This window comes from Sorangium sp. So ce302 (assembly GCF_051530145.1).
GTDB lineage: Bacteria > Myxococcota_A > Polyangia > Polyangiales > Polyangiaceae > Sorangium > Sorangium cellulosum_B.
In genome coordinates this window covers 13,375,666-13,401,986 of the sequence record NZ_CP150326.1, presented here as the reverse complement: position 1 = coordinate 13,401,986, position 26,321 = coordinate 13,375,666, and the positions used below count along the sequence as shown (strand labels likewise).

General features: G+C 72.0%; 19 protein-coding genes and 1 pseudogene. 4 read left to right on the top strand and 16 right to left on the bottom strand.

Annotation, left to right across the window (positions count from 1 at the left end):
* The first annotated feature begins 81 nt into the window (after positions 1 to 81).
* Together WME73_RS50760 and xylB are read left to right on the top strand one after the other, a co-directional pair.
* Positions 82 to 1,092, top strand: coding sequence for a zinc-dependent alcohol dehydrogenase family protein (locus WME73_RS50760; RefSeq protein ID WP_437743469.1), 1,011 nt, complete (start codon positions 82 to 84; stop codon positions 1,090 to 1,092).
* Positions 1,093 to 1,194: 102 nt separating this feature from the next.
* Entirely contained in the window at positions 1,195 to 2,751 is a 1,557-nt protein-coding gene (gene xylB, locus WME73_RS50755; RefSeq protein WP_437914326.1) for a xylulokinase, read from the top strand.
* 351 nt (positions 2,752 to 3,102) lie between these two features.
* On the opposite strand, the gene WME73_RS50750 is transcribed toward xylB, so the two are convergent.
* From WME73_RS50750 to WME73_RS50720, 7 genes are all read right to left on the bottom strand, one after another.
* On the bottom strand, positions 3,103 to 4,452 hold the full coding sequence (locus WME73_RS50750) for a DNRLRE domain-containing protein (RefSeq protein ID WP_437914325.1): 1,350 nt from the start codon (positions 4,450 to 4,452) through the stop codon (positions 3,103 to 3,105).
* Positions 4,453 to 4,727: 275 nt separating this feature from the next.
* On the bottom strand, positions 4,728 to 6,077 hold the full coding sequence (locus WME73_RS50745) for a DNRLRE domain-containing protein (RefSeq protein ID WP_437914324.1): 1,350 nt from the start codon (positions 6,075 to 6,077) through the stop codon (positions 4,728 to 4,730).
* A gap of 406 nt (positions 6,078 to 6,483) precedes the next feature.
* Positions 6,484 to 8,172 (bottom strand): alpha/beta hydrolase, encoded by a 1,689-nt coding sequence (locus tag WME73_RS50740; protein WP_437914323.1) that lies wholly within the window; start codon positions 8,170 to 8,172, stop codon positions 6,484 to 6,486.
* A gap of 162 nt (positions 8,173 to 8,334) precedes the next feature.
* Positions 8,335 to 9,144 carry a metallophosphoesterase family protein gene (locus WME73_RS50735; RefSeq protein ID WP_437914322.1) on the bottom strand — a complete coding sequence of 270 codons (810 nt, stop codon included), beginning with the start codon at positions 9,142 to 9,144 and terminating at the stop codon, positions 8,335 to 8,337.
* Between the two features lie 6 nt (positions 9,145 to 9,150).
* Positions 9,151 to 10,116 (bottom strand): diacylglycerol/lipid kinase family protein, encoded by a 966-nt coding sequence (locus WME73_RS50730; RefSeq protein WP_437743465.1) that lies wholly within the window; start codon positions 10,114 to 10,116, stop codon positions 9,151 to 9,153.
* Between the two features lie 177 nt (positions 10,117 to 10,293).
* Positions 10,294 to 12,066, bottom strand: coding sequence for a sensor histidine kinase (locus WME73_RS50725; RefSeq protein WP_437914321.1), 1,773 nt, complete (start codon positions 12,064 to 12,066; stop codon positions 10,294 to 10,296).
* Between the two features lie 193 nt (positions 12,067 to 12,259).
* Entirely contained in the window at positions 12,260 to 14,929 is a 2,670-nt protein-coding gene (locus WME73_RS50720; RefSeq protein ID WP_437914320.1) for a protein kinase domain-containing protein, read from the bottom strand.
* 58 nt (positions 14,930 to 14,987) lie between these two features.
* Between WME73_RS50720 and WME73_RS50715 the strand changes: the two genes are divergently transcribed.
* Complete coding sequence (locus WME73_RS50715; RefSeq protein WP_437743462.1) at positions 14,988 to 15,917, top strand: FHA domain-containing protein; 930 nt, start codon at positions 14,988 to 14,990, stop codon at positions 15,915 to 15,917.
* 228 nt (positions 15,918 to 16,145) lie between these two features.
* On the top strand, positions 16,146 to 16,802 hold the full coding sequence (locus WME73_RS50710) for a hypothetical protein (RefSeq protein ID WP_437743461.1): 657 nt from the start codon (positions 16,146 to 16,148) through the stop codon (positions 16,800 to 16,802).
* A 67-nt stretch (positions 16,803 to 16,869) separates the two neighbouring features.
* Here the strand turns inward: WME73_RS50710 and WME73_RS50705 are convergent, their stop codons facing one another.
* The 9 genes and pseudogenes from WME73_RS50705 to WME73_RS50665 all read right to left on the bottom strand — a co-directional run bounded on the left by WME73_RS50705 (position 16,870) and on the right by WME73_RS50665 (position 26,315).
* Positions 16,870 to 17,718 (bottom strand): mechanosensitive ion channel family protein, encoded by an 849-nt coding sequence (locus WME73_RS50705; protein ID WP_437743460.1) that lies wholly within the window; start codon positions 17,716 to 17,718, stop codon positions 16,870 to 16,872.
* Between the two features lie 84 nt (positions 17,719 to 17,802).
* Entirely contained in the window at positions 17,803 to 18,459 is a 657-nt protein-coding gene (locus WME73_RS50700; protein ID WP_437743459.1) for a hypothetical protein, read from the bottom strand.
* Positions 18,460 to 18,751: 292 nt separating this feature from the next.
* Positions 18,752 to 19,054: pseudogene (locus tag WME73_RS50695) on the bottom strand (hypothetical protein); the annotation flags it as partial.
* Positions 19,055 to 19,466: 412 nt separating this feature from the next.
* On the bottom strand, positions 19,467 to 21,134 hold the full coding sequence (locus WME73_RS50690; protein ID WP_437743458.1) for a cytochrome-c peroxidase: 1,668 nt from the start codon (positions 21,132 to 21,134) through the stop codon (positions 19,467 to 19,469).
* Between the two features lie 418 nt (positions 21,135 to 21,552).
* A complete protein-coding gene (locus WME73_RS50685; RefSeq protein ID WP_437743457.1) occupies positions 21,553 to 21,828 on the bottom strand; it encodes a hypothetical protein in 276 nt (91 codons plus the stop codon).
* A 323-nt stretch (positions 21,829 to 22,151) separates the two neighbouring features.
* A complete protein-coding gene (locus WME73_RS50680; RefSeq protein WP_437914319.1) occupies positions 22,152 to 23,006 on the bottom strand; it encodes a carbohydrate ABC transporter permease in 855 nt (284 codons plus the stop codon).
* On the bottom strand, positions 23,003 to 23,884 hold the full coding sequence (locus tag WME73_RS50675; RefSeq protein WP_437914318.1) for a carbohydrate ABC transporter permease: 882 nt from the start codon (positions 23,882 to 23,884) through the stop codon (positions 23,003 to 23,005). Before WME73_RS50675 ends, WME73_RS50680 begins: the two co-directional genes overlap by 4 nt.
* Positions 23,881 to 25,209: an ABC transporter substrate-binding protein gene (locus WME73_RS50670; protein ID WP_437914317.1), complete on the bottom strand. Its 1,329-nt coding sequence runs from the start codon at positions 25,207 to 25,209 to the stop codon at positions 23,881 to 23,883. Before WME73_RS50670 ends, WME73_RS50675 begins: the two co-directional genes overlap by 4 nt.
* The gene (locus WME73_RS50665) at positions 25,206 to 26,315 is read right to left on the bottom strand and encodes an ABC transporter ATP-binding protein (protein ID WP_437743453.1); all 1,110 of its coding nucleotides are present in this window, start codon (positions 26,313 to 26,315) and stop codon (positions 25,206 to 25,208) included. The genes WME73_RS50670 and WME73_RS50665 overlap by 4 nt, the downstream gene beginning before the upstream one ends.
* Positions 26,316 to 26,321: the final 6 nt, after the last annotated feature.

The following is a 26,321-nucleotide window of genomic DNA, read 5'->3' as shown; positions in this document are numbered from 1 at the left end:
GGTGCGGGCGCAGCCGGCGGCCCTCGACCCTCGACGCGCGGCGCTGGCCCGCCTATGCGACCTTCCCAAGGAGGGTCTCGCATGAAGGCTGCCGTGCTCGAAGCCGTGAAGAAGATCGCCGTTCGCCATGACGTCGCCCCGCCGCAGATCGGCCCGCGCGACGTCCTCGTCCGCGCGAAGGCGTGCGGCATCTGCGGGACCGACGTGCACATCTGGGAGGGCGATTTCTTCCCGACCTTCCCGCTGATCCCCGGGCACGAGCTCGCCGGCGAGGTGGCGGCGGTGGGCGACGAGGTCGAGGGCCTCAGGCCCGGCGATCGGGTGATGGTCGACCCGACGGTGACCTGCGAAGAGTGCCACTTCTGCATGATCAACCGGCAGAACCACTGCCTGAAGTGGAACGCGGTGGGCGTGACGCGCGACGGCGGCTTCGCCGAGCTCGTCCGGGTCCCCGCGAAGAACTGTTATCGCTTCGAGCGCGTCTCGTTCAGTGAGGCCGCCTTCTGCGAGCCGCTCGCGTGCGTCGTCTTCGGGCAGGATCGCGCGCGCATCGAGATCGGCTCCGAGGTCCTTGTCCTCGGCGCCGGCCCGATCGGCCAGCTCCACCTCCAGGCGAGCCTCGCGAACGGCGCCGCCGCGGTCACCGTGGTCGACGTCGTCGAGTCGAAGCTCGATCTCGCCCGCCAGCACGGCGCCACCGAGGTGGTGCTCGCCGACAACGCGCTCCAGGCGAAGCTCAAGAAGATCGCGCCCTACGGCTTCGACGTCGTGATCGACGCGACGGGCATCGCCCGGGTGCTCGGCGACTCGGTCCAGTACGTCAAGAACGGCGGCCGGTACCTCGTGTTCGGCGTGTGTGGGCCGCAGGACAAGGTCGAGATCTCGCCGTTCGAGATCTACCGGCGCGATCTCGAGATCATCGGCAGCTTCGCGATCAGGCGGACGTACGACCGGGCATTCAAGCTGATGGAGCGCGGCGCGATCGACGTGAGGAAGCTCCTCTCCGAGGCGATGCCGGTCGAGGAGCTCCCGCGCGGCCTCGAGATGATGAAGAAGGGCACCGCGCCCATGAAGCTCCAGGTCGTGTTCTAGCCGCGCGGCCTTCGCGCTCACAAAGCTTACGATTTTCTCGATTAGTTAAGAGTCATTACGAAGATCACCGAAGTAGACGAAACTGCAAAAAGGACGCTTTCCATGGCCATCGTGATCGGAATCGACGTCGGGACCAGCGGCCTCAAGGCCATCGCAGTCGAAACGGAGCGCGGCGCGGCGGTCGCGTCGGCGCACCGCGAATACCCGCTCTCCACGCCGCACGCCGGGTGGGCCGAGCAGGATCCCGAGGACTTCGCCGCGGCGGCGCTGAGCGCCCTCGGCGAGCTCGCCCGCTCCCTCGGCCCGCGCCGCGACGACGTGCGTGCGATCGGGCTGACGGGGCAGATGCACTCGGCGGTCTTGCTGGACGAGGCGCAGGCGGTCATCCGGCCTGCGATCCTGTGGTGCGACACGCGCACCACGGCCGAGTGTGAGGCCATCCGCGCGAACCCGAAGGTCGGCGACGCGGGGCTCGCGCGCCTGGTCGGCAACCGCGCGCTCGAGGGGTTCACGCTGCCGAAGCTGCTCTGGTTGCGGGCGAACGAGCCCGAGGCGTTCGCCCGCGTCCGCGCGGTGCTCATGCCGAAGGATTTCGTGGGCTTGCGGCTGACGGGCGAGCTCGGGACGGACGACAGCGACGCGAGCGGCACGCTGGCGTTCTCGCCCGGGGATCGCTCCTTCAGCGCCGAGCTCCTCTCGGCGGTCGGCGTCCCGCGCGCGGTGTTCCCGCGGTCGGCGCCCTCGAACGCGCCGCTCGGCCAGCTGACGGCCGAGGTCGCCGCCGCGACGGGGCTGCCGGCGGGCATCCCCGTCGTGCGGGGCGCCGCGGACAACGCGGCGGGCGCGGTGGGGCTCGGCATCGTGCGCCCCGGCCGGGCGATGGCGTCGGTCGGCACGAGCGGCGTGATCCTGGCGCACACCGACTCGTGGATCGTGGAGCCCGAGATGCGGCTCCACAGCTTCTGTCACGCGGTCCCGGGCCGCTTCTACCTGATGGGGGTGATGCTCGCCGCCGGCGGTGCGCTGCGCTGGTACCGCGACGTCCTCGGCGACGGGGAGCGCATGGCGGCCGAGCTCCGCAAGGTCGATCCGTACGAGATCATCTCGGACACGGCGTCGACGGCGCGCCCGGGCGCGGGCGGCGTCGTCTTCCTGCCGTACCTGATGGGCGAGCGCACGCCGCACAACGACGCGGCGGCGCGCGGCGCGTTCGTGGGGCTGAGCGCCCGCACGACGAAGGCCGATCTCTCGCGCGCGGTGCTGGAGGGCATCACGTTCGGGCTCGCGGACTCGCTGGATCTGATGCGCGGCGTGGGCCAGACGAACGGCGCGTCGGCGGTCTCGATCGACGAGATCCGCCTGACCGGCGGCGGGGCGCGGAGCCCGTTCTGGCGCCAGCTGATGGCCGATGTCTTCGAGGCGCCGGTGGCGATCACGACGTCGACCGAGGGCCCGGCCTACGGCGCGGCGCTGCTCGGCGCGGCGGGCGCGGGGCTGTTCTCGTCGGTCGAGGAGGCCGCGGACGCGTTCGTCCATGTCGTGTCCCGGGTCACGCCGGACGCGGCGCGCTCGGCGCGGTACCGGGAGATCCACGCGGTGTACCGGGGGCTCTACAACGACCTGCGCGGGCGGTTCCGGGAGCTCGGAAGGCTGGCGTGATGGGGTGACAGGATCCGGGCGGCTACGGTGACGCGGGCGTTGTCCCGGTGGGCGTGAGGTCTTGCCGGGTCGCCCGGCGCCCAGAGAGGGGGGTCTCCGCGCGGGGTGGGGGCCCCGCCGAACTCGCCTGAGTCATCTCTCCTCCGGCTCCGCCGGAGGAAAGATGACTCAGGCTCAAACATCGGCCCATCCCCCACCCCGCGCGGAGACCCCCCTCTCTGGGCGCCTACCGCTCACTTGACTGATCCAACAGACAGACCAGACAAACATCGGCCCATCCCCCTCGGCGAACTCCCTCTCTGGGTGCCTGCCGTGGGCGGTGGGGCCTGGGACGAGCTCGGGGAAACGGCGCTAAGGCGGCCCCGGCAGGTAGCAGAGGTGCATCCAGGGCCGACTCGAGGCGGTCACCGGCGCGATCTCGCTGGTGAGGAACTGAGTCTGCGCGCCATCACGCGCGCGGAGCAGCATCCCGTGATCCTCCTTCTTGCCGCTGAGCCAATCCATCACGAGGCCGGTCACGTCGAACGAGAGGATACTGAAGGTGCTCACGCTGGCGGTCTGATTGCCGGACGTCGCGACCGGGGTGGCGTCGAACCCGTCCTTTCCAAAGGAGACCCAGGACTCGCTCTCGTCCCATTCCTTCACGACGCGGTGCACGCTGATCGTCCCCGGCTCGCTCGTGCTCCCTATCATGAGCCCGAGGCGGGCCGCGAGGAGCGTGGCCCCTCGGGGGACCGCCGTGAGATCGAAGCGGAGCAGGGCGTTGCGGATCGCATTCGTGTTCGGCGGTGCCCCCACGAGCAGCACGGCGCGCTCGCCAAAGCTCTGATCGGGCTTATCGCTCGCGATGTAGGTATCGAGAACCGGGCCGAGGGAGATGCCAAGGCGCTGGATGATGAGGCCCTTAAGCATGGATTTCTCGCCGGCGAGCACGTTATCGAGAAACTCGTCCCGGATGGCAGGAAAGGCGACACGCCCGAGCGTGCCCGTGATGTCGCAGAGCCCGAGGCCAGCAGCAGATGAGGTAACACCAGCGACGACCTCGACGCCGCCCTGCGGGATCAGCGCGGGTCCGCCGCTGTCGCCGGCGCACACGCCGCCTTGCTCGTTCGTCTGACCGAGGGCGAGGGAGAGCGGCGTGACCTCGCTGACCCGCGCTTTCGCCCTCCGGCGAAGGTTGTTTGTCGCCGGGGAGGTGCCGTAACCAACGATCGTGACATCGCTGCCGACCGTGAGGCCGTCAGCCGCCGACACGATCGGGATCGGCGTGACCTCGAGCGCGCCCGCGTCTTTGACCGTCACGACGCAGACATCGTAGTCACGGTCGAACGATCCCTCGCGTTCATCGAAGCACGGGTGATTCTGGAATGAATCGACAGGGAGAACGAGCGACGGATCGGCGAGATCGAAGCCGATCCGGACCTCCTTGGGCGGAGAGGACTCCCGGCAGCAGTGCGCGGCGGTGAGCACGTAGACCTTGTCGCGGTCGGCGCTCCGTCGAACGATGGTGCCGCTGCAGCGCGCATCCTCGGAGTGCAGGGAGACGACCGCCCTGTGGGTGCTGTCCGGGCGGGCGCCGGCGCCGACGACCGCTGACCGCTCCTCCCCGCTCTCCTCGAGCGAGCCGTTCTCGGTCGGTTGCGCGCAGGCCGCCGGCAAGAGCGCCGAGATAGCCATCCAGGCCACGATGAGCGTTCTCATGATTCAACCTCCCCCAGAACACCGACGCTCGGCCGGCGCGCGCGCCGCCGCCTCGCGTTCTCGAGCCTTGCCGCGGTCGATCCGCCCGCGAGGATCTTGGTGGCGGTTCGGGCATCGTCAATCGATCGTGCAGCGCTGCCGCGCTCGCGCTGCACCCCGCGCCCAGCAGGATCGGCGGCCCCGCTCAGCTCGGACCTGATGCGCGGCACGGCGAAGGCGGAGGGCGCGGCCGCGGTCTCCCGGGTGAAGAGCTCCGGGCCGCCACAGCACAGCGCTCAGGGCGGCCCCGGCAGATAGCAGAGGTGCATCCACGGACGGCTCGGGTGATATAAGAGGGCTGCATCGCTGGCGAGGAGCTGGGTTTGCTCACCATCGTCCGCGCGGAGCAGGATCCCGTGATCGTCTGTCTCGCCGCCGAGCCAGCTCGCCACGAGCCCGGTCACGTCGAACGAGAGGACCCCTTCAGCCTTCACGCGGGCCGCCTCGTTGCCGGAGGTCGCGACCGGGGTGGGGTCGAACCCGTCCGGTCCGAAGGACGCCCAGGACTCGCTTTCGTCCCAATCCCTCACCACGCGGTGCACGCTGATCGTTCCCGGCCCGCTCGTGCTCGCCACCCGGAGCCCGACGCGGGCCGTGAGCAGCGTGGCCCCTCGGGGGACCGCGGCGAGCTCGAAGCGGAGCAGAGCGCTGCGGAGCGCGTCGGTGCTGGGCGGCGTCCCAACGAGCAGGTCAGCCCGCTCGCCGAAGCTCTGCTCGGGCTGGTCGCTCGCGATGTACGTATCGCGGACTGGACCAGGGGTGTCGCCACTGCGTTGGATCCAGAGGCCTTGGAGCCTCGATTTTTTGCCGGCGAGCACCTTGTCCAGGAACTCGTCGCGGATGCCAGGAAAGGTGACGCGCGCGAACCCACCCGCGACGTTGCAGAGCTCGCCACCGGCGACCAACGTGATGACACCAGCGACGACCTCGACGCCGCCTTGGGGGATCAGCGCGGGACCGCCGCTGTCGCCGTAGCACAGACCGCCTCGTTCGTTCGTCTGATCGGTGAGAAACGTGAGCGGCGCGACGTCGCTGACGTGCGCTTCGATCTTCCGGCGGATCGAGTTCGTCACGGGGGTGATGCCGTAACCCACGAGCGTGACGGCGCCGCCGACCGTGAGCTCGTCCGGCGCCGATGCGAGCGGGATCGGGGTGACATTGAGCGCGTCCGAGCCTCTGGCCGTCACGACACAGACATCATAGCCATAGAGCGTCGTGCCGCGATCATCGTAACATGGATGACGATCGAACGAGTCGACAGGGAGAATGACCGACGGTTCGTCGTAATCGAAGCCAATCCGGATTTCCTTGGGAGGAGACGAGTCCTTGCAGCAGTGCGCTGCGGTGAGCACGTGGACCTCGCCACCTTTAGCGCTCCGGTGGACGATGGTGCCGCTGCACTGGTCGCCGCGTTTCCCGCGCGTCGCAACGACCGCCACGCGCGTGTTGTCTGCACGGGCGCCAGCGCCGATGATCGCGGCTCGCTCCTCCCCGCGCTCCTCGAGAGAGACAATCTCGGTCGGTTGCGCACAGGCCGCCGGCAGGATCACGAAGATCACCAGCCGGGTCACCGCCAGCTTTCTCATGATTTGACCTCCCCCGAGACCACCTGCGCTCGCGCCGACGCACGCGCGACGCCATCACGCGTTCTCGACCGTTCCCGCTGTTCATCCGCCCGAGAGGAATCTTGCTGGCGATCGGTGCGCTGTCAATGTTCGGCAGCGCTACCACGCTCGCGCTGCATCCGCGCCCAGCACAACCGGCAGCTTGGAAAACTCATCTTCACCCCTCTCGCAAAGAACGAGACGGCGCGCATTCTCCAGAGATCGCCCATTTCACGTCGCAAGCGTATCCCGCCCTCTCCACGGCAGGAGCCGCTCGCGTCAAGCCTACGCCGCCCGCACCCATCCTCGCGATAACGTGCCTGTCGGATCGCAGCGCGCGTCGTTCTCGTGCGCGACCGCGAGCGGGACGCGCCTGGCGGGTCGCGGGCTACCGGGGCCTCGGGCCCGTGCCGAGGATGTAGCGAATCCAGATCGGGAGCGCGGTGTCAAAGTCCGGCGAGAAGGAGTGCTGTTGCTGCTCGGCGTAGGGCTTGTGGAAGACCTCGGCGCCGAGCGCGCGCAGCCGCGTGGCGTCGCACTCGGCGAGCCGGACGTTGCCCGGCGACTCGCCGGCGCCGACCACCACGACACAGCGGCGCTGGGCGAGCTCGGGCGAGCGCGGCACGCCGCCGAGCGAGAGCTCGGTGACGGACCCGGGAGACATGACGACGGCACCGGCGTAGTGGCGCGGATCCCGGGCCGCTATCTCGGCGGCCATCTGGCCGCCCTGCGAGAAGCCGATCAGGATCACCTGGCCGGGGGCAACGGTCACCCGGTCGCGCACCTCGGCGAGCGCCTCGTCGAGCCGCGCGCGGTCGCGCGCGGGCGACTCGGACCATACGAACTTGCGTGGTCCGCGCGGCAGGGTGCCGCTCACCGAGACGAAGGCGACCGAGAGCGCGTCGGCGGCGCGCTGGACGCTCTCGTCCATGAAATCCTCCGGCTGCGACCCCAGGCCGTGCATGCCCATCACGACCGGGATCGGCTTGCCGGTGCGATAGCCCTTCGGGAGCACCAGGAGCGTCTTCTTGATCCCGGACTGCCCCCAGTAGCGCCCGGCCCGCGCCAGGTAGGGATAGACCGTCGCCCATCGCGCATCGCTGCGCAGCGCCTCCAGGTCGGAGTCCCGGGCCGCCCAGTCCGGGTCGACGCCCTCCTCGACCGCAGCGCGCTCCAGCCAGTGGAAGGAGGCGTCGATCTGCCCGGTGCGGGCGTAATAACACGCCAGGTCGTATCTCCCGTCCACCCCGCCAGCCACGGCCCAGTGCTGGATCTGCGCCGCGGCCTGGTAATCGCCGTGCGCGGCAGCCCTCCGCGCTTCCATGAAGAGCCGCGCGGGCTCGTTCTTGCGGAGATCGTGGCCATCGCGCTGCGCGGGCGGCTCGGGCGGAGCCGGGAGCGCGAGGGGGCGCTCGGGGAGCGCGCGCTGGGGAGGCTCGGGCGGCGGCGGCTCGAAGGAGCGAAGCATGGCCTCGATGTCCGGGCGCACCTTGGCCATCGCCTCCGCGGGGACGATGCCGGCCAGGTGATAGCCGATCTGGTCCTGGACGAAGACGCCCGTCATCAGCTCGACGCGGCGCGCGTCCTTCTGATCGCGCGCGTGGACGACCACCCCGCCCGCGGCGCGGCCAGGGAACGGCTCGCGGCGAGTCTCGTCCAGACCGGGCATCCCATCCCGCATCCTCTGCACGAAGGTGTTCGCGACGTCATCCGCGGTGAGCGCCTCGTTGGCGACGGGAAGCACCTTCACCGAGAGCGAGGCGGACGTAGGCTCGTGAAGGAACGCGAGTTCCACGCTCCCGTCCTGCGCGGACGGCCCCCGATCGATGTGAATCCTCTTCCATGCAGGGCTCGCCGGCGTGATGCGGTAGCGCGCGGCGATGCCCTCGACGGCCGCGCCCGGGCGCGCCCCGGATTCGACGGCGCCGCTGTGCGCGGTCGGGCTGGGCGGCGAGCCCTCGGGGCCGCCCGCAGGCCGCGCGGTCCACCAGGACGTCAGGCCGACTGCTCCCGCGACGACGAGGGCGATCAGCGCGATCCTGGCATTCCCTGGGCGCGGCAGCGCTACGGGCGGCACGCCAGAGCGTTCACGGGACGAGCTCTTTGTGCGGGGCGGGGCCAACGTGACCCCATGCTACGCCCACCGCGGCGCGCAGCGCGCGAGATTCAAGCGAGCGGCGTGGCCGCCGCGCGCAAAGGCGCAAGGTCGCAAAGGCGCAAGGAGAAGACTCTCTTTTGCCTACGCCGCCCGCACCCAGCCGCGCGACGTCTCCTCGAAATGCTCGGTGCTCGCGACCCCGAAGAGGCCGCCTCCCGGCTGCCAGAAATACCGCTCGATATGGATCTTCTTCCCATCGACGCGGATCACATTGAAGGCGTTCTGCTCGCCCCGGCCACGCGTGGAGGTCGCGGTCCCGGCCTGGACGATCAGCGAGGAGTGGCCGCCGACCTCGAAGCGCTCCGCGGAGTGCCCCGTGTGGCTGAGGTGCAGGTGCCCCGACAAGATGACGTCGACGCCGCAGCCCGCGAGCGCCGCCATCGCCTGCCTCGCGCGCCCGACGATCGCATGCGGCGAGTTCTCCGGCAGATCGAACGGGTGGTGCGTGACCACGATCTTCGTGATCTCGGGCCCGAGCTCGCACATCCTCGCCTTGATCCCCTCGACCTGCCGCGCGTTGATGCGCCCCTCCTTGATGGTCAGCGAGCGCGCGGTGTTGATGCCCAGGATGGCGATCTCCGCGTCGAGGTGGAACGGCGAGAGGTCGTCCGTGATGTGGCTCCGGTACCTGTCGAGCGGGCGGAAGAACCGGTCGAACAGGTTGTAGAGCGGGACATCGTGGTTGCCAGGCACCACGATCTGCGGCGAGGGCAGCGCGTCGAGGAAGGCGCGCGCCTCGGCGAACTCGGCGTCGCGCGCCCGCTGGGTCAGATCGCCGGAGATCACGACCACGTGCGGCTCGAGCCCCCCTATCCTGTCGATCAGCGGGCGGAGGATGGCCTTGTCGACGCGGCCGAAGTGCAGATCCGACAGGTGCACGAGCGTGCGCACGGCGCCTCATCCCCCCAGCGCCGCGACCGGGCGAGGCGGGTCCTCCTGCCGCCGCGAGCCCGCGCGGAGCTCGGACGACAGCGGCACGATGACGCGCAGCGCTGCAGGCCGCACGCGATAGCAGAGCGGCGGCGTCATCCTGAGGACCTCGCCGTCCGCGGCCACATGGAGGCGCCGGTGGGGCGCCTCCACCCGGAGCTCCGTCGTTCGTAGGATACTGAAATCGTTCGATTGATGAATGCGCCCGACGGCCGCGCTGGCGATGAGCTTGATCGTGGAGAGGCGGCTCTCCGCGTGCGCCACGCACACACCGAGCTCACCCGAGCACGGCGGGCGCTGGCGGCCGATGTCCACGTCGCCAAGCTTGAAATCGTTGTTCGCGACGAACACGAACGGCGTCTCCAGCTCGACCTCCTGCCCATCCAGGACGAGCCGGAGACGGACGCTCTCGTGCCGCCGGATCCCGGAGATGGTCGACAGCGCCAGGGCCATCCACTTGTTGAGCCCACGCCGCTTCCGGAGCGCCTCGCGGGCGCGCACGATGCCCGGGTAGATGCCCAGCGTCGAGTTGTTCACGAAGACCCGGCCGTTGACCTCGCCGACATCGACCCGGACGCGCCGCCCCTCGACGAGCGTGCGCACGGCGCCCTCGAGGGACAGCGGAACGCCGAGGTGCTTGGCGAAATGGTTCACCGTGCCGAGCGGAAGGACACCCATCGTCTTGTCCGTGCCGGCGATCGCGGCAGCGACGGTGTTCACCGTCCCGTCGCCGCCGCCGGCCACGACGAGGTCGCAAGGCCCCCGCGCCACACGGCGGGCGAGCTCCCCGAGCTGCTGCCCCTTCTCGGCGCACAGCACCTCCGCCGTGAGGCCGCTCTCTTTCAGGAGCTCCCCGAGCCGCGCGCGCTGCGCCGCCGCGCGGTTCGACCGGGAGGAGCAGTTCAGGAGGATCGCCATGGATCGATGTTTCACCGTCGCGCTCCCGGCATGGGGCAAGGGCCCATGCCCACCCGACAGCGAGAAAGCAGATCGCGCGCCACCGCCCCGCGGCGAGCGGCCGCGACGCTCCGGCTCCGTCAGGCGGCGCGGAGCGTGGCGGATTGCCACGCTCGCCTCGCGCCGCGCGCGCCGCGCCACAGCCGGCGCTCCTCAGCGCATGCCGAGCCCGCCGTCCGTCTCCATCCGAGGCCAGGTGAAGAAGAACGTGGCGCCGGCGCCCTGCTCGGACTCGACCCACACACGCCCCCCCTTGCTGAGCACGATCTTCTGGACGATCGCGAGCCCGATGCCCGTCCCCTCGATGTTGTCGCGCGCGTGCAGGGTCTGGAAGATCTCCCATACCTTCCCGTGGTATCGCGGGTCGATCCCGGGTCCGTTGTCCTTCACCGAGAACTCCCAGAGATCGCCCAGCGCCCGCCCCCGCACATCGACGCGCACGTCGGGGCGTTCGGCATACTTCAGCGCATTGCCGATCAGATTCAGGAACACCTGCTCCAGCGGGATCCGCTCGGCGAGGAGCGTCGGCATGCCCGTCGCGACCTCGATCGACGCGCCCGCAGGGACGGTGAGCAGGGCGACGACGTCCTCGAGGAGCTTCTGGACGTCCACGATCTCGGGCTTGTCGCGGAGGCGTCCAGCGCGCGAGTAGCGCAGGATCCCGTCGATGAGCGCCTCCAGCCGGACCACGCGCGAGCGGAGGAGCTCCATGTACTGGCGCGTCTCCGGCGTCGCCTTGTCCACGAGATCGTCCTCGATCCACTGCGAGAGGTTCGCGATGGCGCGGAGCGGCGCCTTCAGGTCGTGGCTCGCCACGTAGGCGAAGCGGTCGAGCTCGTTGTTGCTCCGCTCGAGCGCCTGGATGAGCTGCTGCGCCTTCCGGAACAGATGCGCGTTATCCATCGCGATGGCGGCCTGAGCCGCGAGGCCGACCACCAGCTTCTCCGCCCGCTCGGTGAAGACACCCCGCTCGGAGTGCCCGAAGAACAGCCCGCCGATGACATGCCCCGAACGGGAGACCACCGGCACGGCAAGGTAGCTGACGACAGGCAAGTGGCCCTTCGGCATCCCGTGGTAAGGGGCGTTGTTCCCGTAGCGCGGGTCCTTCGTGACATCGTCGAGCCGCACCACGCCCTCTCCGTTGAAGGTCGGCGCGAACACGGCCGTGTTGCGCGGCATCGGGAACCCGGAGAAGTGCTCTCGGGGCACGCCAGAGATGGTGTAGAGCATGTAGCTCTTCCCCTCGGCGTTCGTGACATTGTAAAAGAACGCGCCGAACTGGGCGCCGCTCAGGCGGGTGGCCGCGTCGGTCACCGCCTGCACGAGCTTCTCGAGATCCAGCTCGGCGGCGAGCTGCTTGCCGGCGCGATTGAGCAGCTCGAGCGTCTCCCCTTCTTCCTGGAGCCTGTCCTCCGTCTGCTTGCGCTCGGTGATGTCGAGGACGATCGTCCCCACACCCATGACGGGCCCGCCATTCGCCCGTACAGGAGCGTAATTGACCAGCCAGGAGCGCGGTCGCTCCGACGCCCGCGTCGTCCCCGTCACCTCGGCGGTGAACGCCTCGCCCGTCTCAAGGACGCGCCGGAGATTGGCGACGATCACGTCGCTCATCTCCGGGAGCAGCTCGGGGATCGTCCTGCCGAGGTGCGCCTCGAGGGGGATCCCGTTGATGTCCGCCAGCGCCTGGTTGAGCCGCACCACGCGGAGATCGCGGTCGATCACCGCCAGCCCCGCGGTCGTGGCCTGGAAGAAGGCGTCGACCAGCGCGCGGTCCGCGGGGGAGTCGTGCAGCGCGAGGCGCTCCTGATCGAGCCGCGCAGCCCCCGCCTCGCCGCGCTGCAGGGGCGCCGCAGCGGACTCTGCCGCCGCGGGCGAGGCCGCTTCGGAGAGCTCCGCCGTTTCTTGACGCGAATCCGTGTTCTGCATGGACCTCGTGGACACAGGCTGTCCCCACGACCTTAGCGCTCGAGTGCAAACGCGACATCCGCCGTCTGTCGCCGTCTGTCGCCGTCTGATACCAGGCCGTTCCCCGGCGCCAGCGCTGCGATGCGGGCTCAGCAGCCAAACACGGCCGGTCGCCGCGTCCGACCGCATCCCCCTGCGCGCCGGCGACCGCCGGCTACCCGCCAGCGACGACTGGCCGGGCGAGACGGAAGCCCACGGCGCTGAAGCGATCTTCCGGGCGCGCGGCGAAGCGACCTGCCGCGCGGCACACCGCGGGGGGCCCGGAGCTCCACGCGCCCCCGCGGATCGAGCGGAGCCCCGGAGCCGCCGCGTCCGCTGGCTGGAGGCGCGCGATGCGGTCGACCACCGTGGGGCCGTCGGGCATCCACAGCTCGGCGCACCAGTCGCGGATGTTGCCCGCGAGGCCCCGGGCGCCGTGGGGGCCCTCGTCCGTCGGATGGTCGTCCACCGGCGCCGGGCTCGCGGGGCCGGGGCGGCCGCCCACCATGCAAGCCCACGTCGGCTCGGGCTCGTCCCCCCAGGGGAAGAAGCGCCCGTCGACGCCGCGCGCGGCCTTCTCGCGCTCGAGCTCGCCGACGAGGCGCCACGGCGCGCCGGTGCGCGCCTCCAGCCAGGACGCGTAGGCGACGGCGCTGCGCCAGTCCACCGAGGCGACCGGGTGCCGCGCCTGCTCCGCGCGCGCCTGCGGGCCGAGCACGAAGCGCCCGTCCCCGTCGCGCGCGAACAGCGGGATGTCCACGTTGCCGGCGATCGCGCGGGCCGCGCGCGGGCACGCCGCCGCGGCCTCCGCCTCGCGCCCGCGCGCGAGCAGATCGTTCAGGAAGGCGAGGTACTCGGCCTGCGTCACCGGGTGCCGCCGCACCACGAAGCCGTCGACCCAGATCCGGCACGCCGGCAAGCCGTCGCCGGCCTGCGGGTCTCCGCCGGCCGAGAAGAAGCCCGCCGGCACGTAGACGTCCTCTTCGCCGAGCGCCTCCGAGGGCAGGAGGGGCACGACGAACGGCTCCGCGCCGCCCGGACGCACGCCGTCCCAGTGCTCGCCGCGGCCGATCTTCACGGGGTACGACGCATCGCGGTACCCGGGCGCGCGGATCGAGAGCAGGTAGCTGCCGCGCGCGAGCGGGACCTCGCAGAGCGGCGTGTGACCGAGGAGGCCCTGGGGCTCGGCGCGAAGCCGGCGCCCCTGCTCGACATAGCGGAGCAGCCAGACCTGCGCCCCCTCGGGGTCGGTCCGCAGCGAGAGGGCCCCGGTGCCGCGGAGCAAGACCGCGTGCCGCTCGCGCGCGTGCGCCCTGAGGAACGCCTCGGCGCGCGCCGCGGCCTCGGCGTCGCGGGCCTCCTCGGCGGCCCGCAGATCGGCCAGGTGGGCGTCGGCGAGCGCCGCGTGCGCTTCGTCGAAGTCCGGGGCCTCGTTGAGCGCGGCGCGGAGCTTCTGGTGCCAGGTCGCCTCGTCCAGGGCGGCGGCGCGGTCGAGCGCGCGCGCCTCGTCCTCGAGCGCCCACCCCTGCGCCTTCTCGGCGGCGGGCGCGAACGAGTCGAGGCGCCCGAGCACCGCCTTCGCCTCGGCCCGGAGGGCCCGGGCGCGCGCACGCAGGCCCTCGATCTGCGGCGCCAGCGCGCGCGACTCCTCGACCAGGGCGCGCGCCCGCTCGCGGCGGCGGGCGCCGTCGAGGAAGCCGCGGATCTCCGCGGCGAGCACCTCGGCGCTCGCGTAACGCGAAGGCGGCTCGCGCGCCATCGCCCGCTCGCAGATCGCGATGAGATCCCGAGGGATCTGGTCAGGGCACCGGACGGCGAGCCGCTCGGGCGACCGCTGGACCACCTGCGCCAGGACGGCCAGCGCCGTCCCCCGGAACGGGGGCTCGCCGCAGAGGAGCTCGTACAGGACGGCCCCGAGGGCGTACACGTCGCTGGGGGGCCCGAGCTGCTCGGCCTCGCCGCGCGCCTGCTCCGGGGGCATGTAGACCGGCGTCCCCAGGACCAGGCCCACGTGCGTGTGGTGGCCGCTGTCCGGGAGCGCGTCCGCCAGCGCGCCGCGCGCGGTCGCGCGGGCGATGCCCCAGTCCATCACGAGGACCTCGCCGAACTCGCCGATCATGACGTTGTCCGGCTTGAGATCGCGGTGGAGGACGCCCTGGCCGTGCGCGTACGCGACGGCCTCGCAGACGCGGACGAAGACGTCGAGCACGCGGCGCAGCGCCTCGGGCGAGGGGCCCGCCTCGCCCGAGGCGTGGAGCGCGCGGATCAGCGCGCTCAGCGTGCGGCCGCGGACCTCCTTCATCGTGAACCAGAGCTGGCCGTTCGGGAGCATCCCGCAGTCGTGGACGGGGACGATCCCTGGGTGCTGAAGGCACGCCGTGAGGCGCGCCTCGTCGAGGAAGCGCGCCCGGCCGTCCGCGTCGTCTTGCCCCTCGATGCGCAGCAGCTTCATGGCGAGCACGCGGCCCATCACGCGATCGCGCACGCGCCGCACCTCGCCCATGCCCCCGCGGCCGATGAGCCCGAGATCCTCGTAACGGTCCCAGGGCCACGCCGCGACCGGCGCGTGGACCGCCGGAGGCGCGGCGCTCGGGCGGCGCTCGGCCGCCGCCGATGCGTCCCCGGTCAGCCCGGGCGCGCCCCCGGCCGCCGCCGGCGCCTCCCCGCTGGGCCCCGGCGCGCTTCTCGGCGCCGCCGGCGCGTCCCGGACCACGGTCGCCGGCAGCTCTTCCGTGAGGCTGCGCGCGGCGTGCTCGGCGAGCGCCCGCTGGATCTCCGCGCATGCCGAGGGTGACAGGTGCAGCTCACCCGCCAGCTTCCTGAGGAGTGCCGCGGGATCGCTCATGGGGGCCTTGCCTTCGACGCCGTTGATGTGGTCGGCGGCAGCATCTTACGCTGCATCCATGGCGGTCTTGAAGCATGAAGCCCACGGCGTTCGCGTGACGCTCCCGGCGCGCGCGCGGGTCGGCCGAGCGCGCGACTGCGCCGTGCGCCTCCGGGACCGCTGCGCCTCCGGCGAGCACGCCGTCCTGTTCTGGGACGGGGCTCGCTGGTGGATCCGCGACCTCGGCAGCACGAACGGCACGCACGTCAGCGGCCGGCGGCTCACGTCCGCCGAGCGGGTCGCGCTCGACGCGGGGACGGAGCTCGTGTTCGGCGGCGACGCCGAGCGCTGGACCGTGGAGGAGGCCGGCGCGCCCGTCACGAGCGCGCGGGCCGAGCTCACCGGCGAGGTGCGCCCGGCGGAGGAGGGCCTGCTCGCGCTGCCGGACGCCGCCGACCCCCGGGTGACGCTCTTCGAGGATCAGCACGGCGTCTGGCAGATCGAGATCGACGGGAGCACGCGCCCGGCCGTGGATCAGGAGCGCATCGAGGCCGGCGGCGCCTGGGTCCTGCGCGTCCCGCCGCAGGCGCTCGACGCCGTCGTGCCGACGACCGCGTCGAGCGCGGCGAGCCCCAAGCTCCTCGGCCTCACCGTCCTGCGCTTCGAGGTGAGCCACGACGAGGAGCACATCACCGTCGCCCTGGTGCAGGGGGAAAAGGTCATCCAGCTCGCCGCGCGCGCCCACCACGAGCTGCTCCTCATGCTGGCGCGCTCCCGGCTGCGCGACCGGGAGACCGGGCTGCCCCCGGCCGAGCGCGGGTGGCGCTACGTCGATGACCTGCTCGGCAAGCTGCGGCTCGACCTCCATCACCTCAACGTCAACGTCTTCCGCGCCCGCCAGCAGCTCGCGCGCGCGGGCGTGCTCGACGCCGGCTCGCTCGTCGAGCGCCGGACGACGTCGCGGCAGATCCGGCTCGGCACCGAGGCGGTCGAGGTGGTCCGGTACTGAACATCGGGCCGCGGCCGGAGCGCGCCGGCCCTCGCGCGTGACCGCCTGTCATCGACGCCGCGGCCGGGAGGATCCAGGTTTCCTTTCGTCGACGCCGGGTGAGGCCGCGCGGGTCGCGCGTCGTGAACACACACGCGCGACCGCGCCGCCGCCGGAGCGCGGGCTGGGCAGGGCCTGCGCGCTGCGATCGATGCTGTCGTGATCGTCATCCCAGGAGAGAGCGCAACCATGAGCAACGATGCAGACTCAACGTTCGGTGCGCCCGCCGCCGGCGCTTCCATCTCGACGCGCAGCCCGGCGAAGGCCAAACCGGGCTCCGGTGTGACCGACCAGATCCCGCCGGACGTGAGGCTCAGGATCTTTTCGAACGCGGATCTCGTCCGGATCGTGGCCCTCGGGAGCAACGGTGTTTCCAATGGCCAGCTCACCTTCCAGGCGCAGACGGAGTACTGGCGGTGGGCGAACACGCTCACCTTCTCGAACACATTGACCTTCACGTCCGAGGTGATCCCGAGCTTCACGGCGCCGGCGCTCGACGCGTTCCTGGACGTCGTGAGCCCGAGCAACCAGTTCACGGCCCCCCGGAACCCGACCCAGGGCGACTGGACGCAGGGGACGCGCTCCGTCCCGGGGACCCGCACCGGGTACCTTTACCGGTTGCCGAGCCCCGACGACAGCCAGGTGAAGATGGGAGTCCTGTTCGAGAAGGACAACCAGACATCGGCCCTGATGGCGGCCGCCTGGTACGTGAATACGCAGGCGCCGAGCAACGGCCTTGCGTTCAACAAGAAGATCTTCACGCGCACGCTGACCCGGGTGAGCGGGACGCACCCGAACGCCATCGAGGTGGGCACCTGGTATTATCTCCTGATGGGCACGCCCTGACCTGGCGCAGGGGCGAGAGGCGGCGCGGCGGGGTCGCCTCCGGGCCCTCTCGAACGCGCGCGCCGCCTCAGAGGAACGGGGTAGAGCGCCGCTCCGGCTCGCGAAGGGGGATATGCAGCTCGCGCTGGGGGATCGGGACGACGATCCCCTCGGCGTCGAGCCGCTCCTTGAAGTGGCGCGTGAGCTCGAGCCGCGCCGGGAAGAAGTCGGCGGGGAGGGTCCAGGCGCGGACGAGCAGGTTGACCTTCTCGTCCGCGAGCTCGACAACGTCGACCGACGGCGCCGGCTCCGGCAGCACGCGCGGCTCGTTCGAGAGGACGTCCCGCAGCGTGGCGATGGCGTGAGCGATGTCGGCGGTGGCGCTCACGCCGATCGTGAGGTCCATGCGCCGGCGCTGCGCCCGGGTGAAGTTCTGGATCTTGGCGGACCGGACCTTGGAGTTCGGCAGCGTGATCGGGACGCCATCGAAGCTCGTCAGCTTGGTCTGGAACACGTCGATGGCGTCGACGACGCCGGAGGTCCCGTCGACCTCGATCGCGTCGCCGACATCGAACGGACGGAGCACGAGCAAGACCAGCCCGGCGGCCACGTCCGACAGCGTGTCCTTGAGGGCGAGGCCGACGGTCAGACCCGCGGCGCCGAGCACGGCAAACAGGCTCTTCGTGTCCACGCCGAAGCGCTCGAGCACGGCCATGGCGGTGACCGTCAAGATGGTGAGTCGGCTTACGCTGGCCAGCAGGGGGATGAGGGTCGCGTCGACCTGCGTCCATTTCTTGCCGAGCGACCGCACGCTCCGCGCGGCCCAGGCCGCGGCCGTCCACCCGACGACCGCGATGAACAGCGCGCTCGAGACGCCGGGCCCGTGGCTCTCCAGGAGCTCGATAGGCGTGCCCCACGTCGGAATCCCCTGCTCCACTGCGCATCCTCCTCGGCTTCGACGCAGCGCGCGACGCCGCGCGCGGCCCAGCGCCGGGGTGTCTCCGCGCGCGGCCGGCGGGAGTCAACCCGCGAACGTGACGAGGCGGCGGAGCCGCTGCGCCGCGAGCTCCATGCCGTTCACGAGGCCCCGGAGGAGGTGGGCGGCGACGTCGTCCTTCGCCGCCCGCGTCGCGCGCATCGGGCGCGCCGCGAACCACGCGAGCTCGTCGGCGACCGCCTCGACCAGAGGCCTGCGCATCGACAGCCAGCGCGCGCACCACGCGGCGAGGGGTGTGTCGCCCTCCACGGTCGCGACGTACTGGAGCAGCTCGACGAGGTCGACGCCGTGCCGCATCCCGAGGAGCGTGCCGCGGTAGGACCTCTCGGTGCTGAGCAGGTGATCGGCGAGGTGATCGCGCAAGGCCGAGAAGGCCTCTCCCACCATGCTGCCGCCCGCGCTGATGGGCAGCCCGCGCTCGCGGAGGAGCGGGCGGACCTCCGAAAGCGCGGCCTCCGCGTGGGTCGAGACCGCCCGCATGGCGTGCGCCGGCGGCACATCGCCGAGGCGCTCCGCCTCGATCCGCGGGTGGATCATCGCCGAGCGCTCCGTCTGAAACAGCTCCCGGACAAGGGTCGTGAGGAACGCGCGCCCTCTCCGGCTCTCTACCTGCGGCCCGGACTCGTCGCCCAGCAGGCCGCCCTCGCCATTCGTCGCTCCGTTGCTCTGAAGTTCCTGCATGGTCGCCCCCTCTCCTCTTCTTGCCGGGGCGTCAGGACCCGCTCGCGGCGCGCCGCGCTCCGGTCCTCGCCCCCGAGGTCGTCTTGCGCGAGGCCCCGCGCCGCGCTCCGGTCTTCGCCCCCGAGGTCGTCTTGCGTGAGGCCCCCGCACCGCCGCGGCGGGCCGTGCCCTGCGCGGCGCGGGAGCGGCCGCTCGTCGACGTGGCCGAGGAGCTGCGCGAGCGAGCGCTGGACGCGGCGCTCTTCTTCGCCCTCGCCGGCGCCTTCTTCGCGGCCGTGGTCCGACCGGCGCTCGCCGCGGCGTTCCGCTTGCGGGTCGCGGCCGCCTTCTTCGCCGCCGCGCTCCTCGCGGCGGCCGGCCGCGCCTTGGACGCGGCGCCTCCCTTGCGGCCCCCCTTCTTCGCCGGCTCCTTGTTCACTGGCTTGCCCACCCCCGATCCCGACTTCTTCCCCCCGCCGGTCATCTTGTTGACGGTCGCCCAGGCCCGCCGCTCGGCCTCTTCCTCGGAGACCCCGCGCTTCTCGTACCCCTCTTCGATGTGCTCGGCCTGCCGCTTCTGCTTGGTCGTGTAGCTGGATTTGTCGCCTCTAGGCATGGTGCCCTCCTTGCGCCCGCTCCACCTCGCGGGTCGGCAGCTTCGTCGGAAACGCCGGCTCGCCCCGTCGTGAGAGCGTGAGAATCGCGAGATCGTTCGAACGTGGGAACGTGCGGAAACATGCGGGGAAGACAGACCGTGCGTGTGGCCCGGGTCCATCGAGCCGCGATGTCCGTTGCGTCGGTTGCGTCGGTTGCATCGACTGCGCCTGTTTCGATGGACGAGCAACGGCTGTGCCGTCGGAGAGCGCGGCGCCAGCCGCTGGCGGCGCGTCCGGGCCGGGCGCCCCGTCACACGCGGTTTCCCCGCTCCGCGGGCGGCCGGGTGACGAGGGCTCGTAGCGTGGCAATCGGCCCCGGATGTCGAGGAACGCCTCGGTCGTACCGCGCGAGGAGCGCGGCGCGCCGGAGGCTCAGAGGGACTCGAGGTAGGCGACCAGATCGTCCAGCTGCGCGGGGGCCAGGCCGGAGATATCGCCGTGATCGTCGCCTCCGCACAGCGGATCGAAGCGATCGTGGAGCGTCGCCGCGCAGCCGTCGTGCATGAACGGGGCGCGCCCGGAGATGCCGAGGAGCGAGGGCACCTGCAACCGCTCGCCCTTGCCCACGTCCTCGTTCCGGTTGTTGGTGAGCATCGGGCCGCCGTGGCACTCCGCGCAGCCCACCTGCTTGTCATGGAAGAGCACCTCGCCCCGCGCCACGGCGGCGTCGTCCTCGGGCGGCGACGCCGGGAAGGCGGGCAGGCTGTCGATGTAACGGGCCATCAGGTCGAGCCGCCGGGCGCCGGGCTGCTGGCCGCCCATGCGGGAGACGAACACCTCCCCCATCAGGCCCTCGAGATCCTGCAGATCCCCGCTCCAGTGGAGGGGCGCCGTCTTCAGGATGCCGCCGCCCAGCGCCTGCGTCCGCCGCAGGCCCACCGGATCGAAGTCCCACGTCCGCCCGTCCTCGTGCCCTTCGGGGTGGCACGACGCGCACGCCACGGCGCTCACGCCGTTCGGCGGGCGGTGGAACATCTCGTGGCCGGTGTCTTTCACGCTCGCTCCCGGAAGCGCGATGATGCGCCGGCCGACCAACTCCAGGGCTGCCGGCTCCCGCAGCTGCACGACGATCCCGCCCTGGCCGTCGAAGGCCACGGCGACCGGCTGCCCGCTCAGCGCGTTCGCGGTGACCTCCGGGCTGCAGCTGGCCGTCTCGGCGTCGCGCTCCAGATTGTCGACGGTCGCGCTCACGACGGTGCGTCTGCCGGCCGCCACGATGGCCATCCGCGCGCCGTCGGGCGCGACCGCGATGTCGACAGGCAGCGAGACATTCGGGATCGCGGCCGCGGGCAGCGAGGGGATCGATGTGTCAGGAACGTCCGCCGGGTCGATCCTGCTGACCGCGGCGTGCACGATGTTCCCGTCGCAGTCGGCAGACTGGTAATAGCCGCCCGGGCTGAGGGTGACCTTCGACGACATCGCGCGCTGGTGCACCATCAGCGCACCTCCGCCGGCGAGCGGCGCCATGCGCCAGGCCACGGACGGCGCATACTCCGAGTTGGCGAACCCGTTCGAGTAGAAGACGGGGAGCGTGCGGCGCGAGAGCACCGCGCCGTCGGGGCCCACGACCAGCGTCTCCGCGGACCTGAAGCGGCTGACCAGGAGCCGGTCGCCCTCGACCACGACGTCGCGCAGGTCGGGGGCGAGGCGGAGCTTCCGGACGGCGGGGCCGCCGGAGGCCGGGAGCGTCACGAGCTCGCCGCCGGCGCAGGCGACGTGGAGGGCGTCGCGCGAGGCGTCGTAGGCGACCCCGCGCGGCGCGCGGCAGACGTCTCTGCGTGCGATGACCGACCGCGCCTCGACATCGAGGGTCACCACCGCGCCGGCGCGCCGGAGCGCCACGTGAACCCGGCCGCTCGCGTCCTCGACGAGGCGCCCGGGCTCGTCGCCGCGCTCCAGCAGGACCGCCGTCGGCTCGCCGCCCTCGAGATCGACGATCCAGACGCGATCGCGGTCGGCGTCCGCCGCCACCGCCGTGCGACCGTCGCCGGCGACGATCAGCGTTCCGCCGCTGATGGCCGGCGGTGGCACCTCCGTCACCGTGATCTCCTGATCAGGGTCGCCGACAGGGGCCCCGGCCACCGGGGATGGATCCCCTGGGCCGCACGCCGTGAGAGCTGACGAGAAAACGCCCGTGGACAAGAGCCCTGCCACGACAAGAGAACGAGAAAGGCGCAGACGCATGGGTTCCTCCGTTCGCCGCGCGCGCGAGCTTAGCAAGGAGGATTCCAGGCAGATGTCGAGATTTGGACGGCGGCGATCCCCGCGGGCGGCGCGCCGTCCGGAGGTGGGAGCGGGAACGCGTGTTCTCGTGCGAGGCGCGAAGGGCGTCACGCGCCGCGCACGCCGGGGCGGGCGCTCGACCCTGGGGTCGCGACGGCGCCACGGAGGGCGCCGAGCAGCCGGCTGGATGGATGGAGGCCCGAGCTCGCGAGGCCCGAGCCCGGGAGGAAGGCTGTCAGCGATAGGCGCCGTATCCCAGCTCGTGCTCGATCTTGACCAGCTTGTTGTACAGGCCGATCACGAGCAGAGATGGCGCCCACTGGCCGATGAAGTTCGCGATCTGCTTCTTGCCCGCCAGCATGAAGCCGGCCGAGACCGCCATCGAGCCGATCGCCAACCCGAGATAGGCGCCGGACGGAATCCTGCCGGTCCTCTCCTCGATCTTCGTCGTGATCTTGCCCTCTTCCTTCTGGACCATCTGCTTCTGCATCATTGGCTCGGTGGTGGTCATCGTGGCTCTCCTTCCGCAGCGCCTGGCCGGCGCTGCCCTGGCCGGCGCTGCCGCGGCCGGCGGGAGCCGGTGCGACGACCGGGCCAGAAAAGAGGGCGTCCGGACGAGAACAAACCGCGCAGCGCTCTCTTCTGCCGCCGACGCTGCGGCGCGCTGTACCCTCCAGTCGACCCCCGCCGGAGCGAAGCGCAGGGGGCAGCGACAGCGACGATGGCAGGGCTCGATCGCGCCCGACGCTCACTGCCACGTCGATGCACACGCCGGCTGGTAGGCCGCTCGATCGCCGGCCTCCGGCGCCGGGCCTGCCCGGGCGCCCGCGCCGCTCAGATCCGCGCCGTCACCGCGCGCAGGATCTGCCGCTGGGCCGCCGCGAACACGAGGAGCACAGGCAGGCTCAGGATCACGTTGCCGGCCATCACGAGGTGCCAGCGGACCCCTGTCCCCTGCTCCCGGAGGAGGGCGATCGCGAGCGGCAGCGTGCGCACCTGGTCGTCGGTCGTCATGACGAGCGGCCAGAAGTAATCGTTGTAGTGAAAGACGAAGCTGAACAGGAACAGCGCCGAGAGCGTCGGCCGCAGCATCGGGCCGAGGATCAGGTAGACGATCCTGAGCTCGCCAGCCCCATCCATCCTCGCCGCCTCGATGATCTCGTCAGGGACCGAGAGCAGCGCCTGGCGCACGAGGAACGTGCCGAGCGCGCTCACCCCGAAGGGCAGGATCAGCGCCCCGAACGTGTTCACGAGGCCGACCGAGCCGAGCATCGTGAAGACCGGCACGAACGTCACCTGCGCCGGGATGAGGAGGCACGAGAGCACCAGGACGAACGCGGCGCTCCGCCCCACGAACCTGAGCTTCGCGAGCGCATAACCGGCCGGGAGCGCGAGGGCGATCTGCAAGAGCGCGATGGCCGTCGCCATGAGCACGGTGTTGACGAAATACCGCATCACCGGCACCGCCTGGAGCACCTCGCGGTACGCGCCGAGCTGGAGGGCCTGCGGCAAGGGGTAAGCCGGAGCGCGGGTGATCTCGGGCAGCGTCTTCAGCGAGGTGATCGTCATCCACGCATACGGCCCGAGCCACACGATGGCCACCACGACGAGCACGGCGTCCGAGACGAGGCGGCGCGAGCGCGAGTTGAAGAGCCCCGCGCCGGCGCCGCCGCCCTGCCCCGCCGTCACGACGACCGCCTCGCCTGGCGCGGCGCGCCCGCGCGGAGCGCCCAGAGCTGCAGGACCGTCAACAGGAGCAAAAAGACGAAGAAGATCACGATCATGGCGCTGGCCCGGCCGACCCGCAGGTTCACGAAGACGTGCTCGTAGATCGCGTAGACGAAGAGGGTCGTCGCTTTGACCGGCCCTCCCTGCGTCATCACGCGGATCACGTCGAACGCTTGAAAGGAGAGGATGAGGCTCGTCGTCGCCACGAAGGCGGCGCTCGGACGGAGCAGCGGCCATGTCACGTGGCGGAACCGCCGCCACGGGCCGGCGCCGTCGAGCGCGGCCGCCTCGTGGAGCGCGCGGGGGATGTCCTGGAGGCCGGCCAGGAAGATGACCATGGCATAGCCGGTGATCTTCCAGACGCTCACCGCGGCCAGCGCGAGCAGCGCCGAGCGGGGATCGCCGAGCCAGCTCATCGTCGGCAGGCCGAGCCAGCGGAGCGCGACGGTGAAGAGCCCCTCGGCGTCGAGGATCCACATCCAGAGGAGCGCCACCGCGACCCACGACACGACATAGGCGCTGAACACCGCGCCCCGCACGAAGGCATAGACCGGCCCAGGGCGATCGAGCGCCACCGCCAGCGCGAGCCCCAGGGCGCCGGAGAGCGCCACCACGACGGCGCTGTAGCCGAGCGTGCGGAGCAGCGTGCCGGCGAGCTCGCCGCTCTCGAGGAGGACCTCGTAGTTCCGGAGCCCGACGTACCGCGGGGGCGTGAGCAGGTCCCACGCAAAGAAGCTGTTCTTGGCCGCGAGCAGGAGCGGGACCAGGAAGAACACCGCCAGGAAGGCCGCCGTGGGCAGGAGGAGCAGGTAGGGCGAGAGGGGGTGTTTGGGCTTCATCGCTCGCGCGCCGCGCGGACGGCCTCGGAGAGGGTCTCGGCGGCGTCGCGCGGGGCGAGCACCGCCTCTTCGAGCCGGGGCTGCACCGCCTCGCGCTGGACGCGGAACAGGTCCGGAGACCAGGGCCAGGGCGCGGCGTGCGCGAGCTGGTCCACGGCGACGCGGTCGTTCGGGTGCGCGGCGTAGTAGCCGCCCTGCCTGAGCACCTCGAGGCCGCGGCGCGAGACGGGGATGTAGCCCGTCCGCGTCGCGAACGAGTTCGCCTGCTCCGGCTGCATCATCCAGCGCAGGAACGCGAACGCCGCCTCCTGCGCCGCCGGCGCGGCGCCCCGCGGCATCACGAACATCGTCCCGCCCGTGGGCACCGAGGCGCGCACGTCGCGCGGCAGCGGGGCGGCGCCGACCTCGAACCTCCCCGCGCCCGCCTGGCTCGCGTTGTCCTCCAGGTATCGAAGGAACGCGGTCGACGTCCAGATCATCGCGACCCGGCCTGCCAGGAAGTCGGTGTTCGTCACCTGCCACGCGTTGTAATCGCGCCCAGGCGGCGGCTTCATCGTGCGGTCCTCGTGCACGAGGGTCTGCCAGAACCGGAGGGCGCGCACGCCCGCCTCCCCGCCGAGCGTGGGCGTGCCGTCCGGGGCCACGACGTCGCCGCCCGCTTGCCCGACGAGCGCGGCCCAGAACCACCAGTCGACAGGGCACTCGAAGCCCCACCGCCGCGTGCTCTCGCCGTCGCGCACGACGAGCCGCGCGGCCGTCGCGCGGAGCTCCTCCCAGGTCGTCGGCGGCGACAGCCCGAGCTCGCGAAACACATCCCGGTTGTAGTAGGCGATCGGCGTCGATCGGTTGAACGGCAGGCACACGAGCGGGCGCTCGCCGCCGCCCACGAACGTCCCCGACTGGCCGAGGGCCTCGACCACGTCGAGGTCGCCGCCCGGCGCGTCGGCGAGGAGCCGTTCGAGCGGCTCGAGCACGTCCGCCTCGGCCAGGTAGGGCACCACCTCGCCGACCACGTGCGTCAGGGCGGGCGCCGCGCCCGCCGCGAGCGCGGTCCGCAGCTTGGCGAGCGCCTCGAAGTAGTCGCCCTGGTACACGGCGTCGATGCGGTAGCGGCCCTGCTCGCGGTGGAACTGGTCGACGAGCGACAGGAGCACCTCGCGGTTCTTGCCGCCGTACGCGAACCACAGCGAGGCCTCGGCGCGCGCGTCGACGACGCGCGCGCGCCGCGCGCAGCCGATGGATCCCGCCGCGGCCGCGGCGAGCGACGCGGCGAGCGCCCGGAGCGCGTCGCGCCGCGAGCGCACGGCGCGGCCTTCCCCGTTCATGACGCCGCCCGCGGCGGGGCGATCCGCGCGCCGGAGCCCGCGTCGAACCAGAGCACGTCGCGCGGATCGAGCCGCGCGCGCACCGCCTCGCCCGGCGCGGGCGTCGCGAAGCCGTGCGCCCGCGCCCGCAGCCGCGTCCCGCCCGCGTCGAGGTACAGGAACGTCTCGGCGCCGAGCGGCTCGGCCACGACGACGCGCGCCTCGACCTCCACCTCGCCCTGCGCCCCCGCGTCGCCGTGCGATCCGCGCCCCGGCGCGACGCGCAGGTGCTCGGGCCGCACGCCGGCGATGGCCCGGTCGGGGAGCGCCACCCCCGGCGGAGCGGGCAGCGAGAGCGCCGCGCCCTCGTAGCGCTCGCCGGAGCGCTCGAGCGGGAGGAGGTTGATCGCCGGCGTGCCCAGGAACCCGGCCACGAAGGTGTTCGCCGGCGCCTCGTAGATGGCGCGCGGCGGGCCGACCTGCTGGAGCTCGCCGGCGCGGAGCACGGCGATGCGGTCGCCCATGGTCATGGCCTCGACCTGATCGTGGGTCACGTAGACCGACGTCGTGCCGAGGCGGCGCACGAGCGCCGCGAGCTCGACCCGGAGCTCGGCGCGCAGCGCGGCGTCGAGGTTCGAGAGCGGCTCGTCGAAGAGGAACGCCGCGGGGGCGCGCACGATCGCGCGCCCCATGGCGACGCGCTGGCGCTCGCCTCCCGAGAGCTCGCCGGGGCGCCGTTCTAACAAGTGGCCGATGGCGAGCAGCGCCGCCGCCTCCTCGACGCGGCGCGCCCGCTCCTCCCGCGCGACCCCGCGCATCCTGAGCGGGAAGCCCATGATGTCGCGCGCGGTCATGTGCGGGTAGAGCGCGTAGCCCTGGAAGACCATGGCCACGTCGCGGTCCTCCGGCGCGACGCGGCTCACGTCGCGCCCGCCGATCGAGACCGTGCCGCCGTCGGGGCTGTCGAGGCCCGCGATCAGCCGGAGCGCCGTCGATTTGCCGCAGCCCGAGGGGCCGACGAGGACGAGCAGCTCGCCGTCGTCGACGTCGAGATCCAGGCCGGCGAGCGCGGGGCGCTCGGCGCTCGGGAACCTTCGGGTCAGGCCTCGGAGCGAGAGGGTGGCCATGGCAGC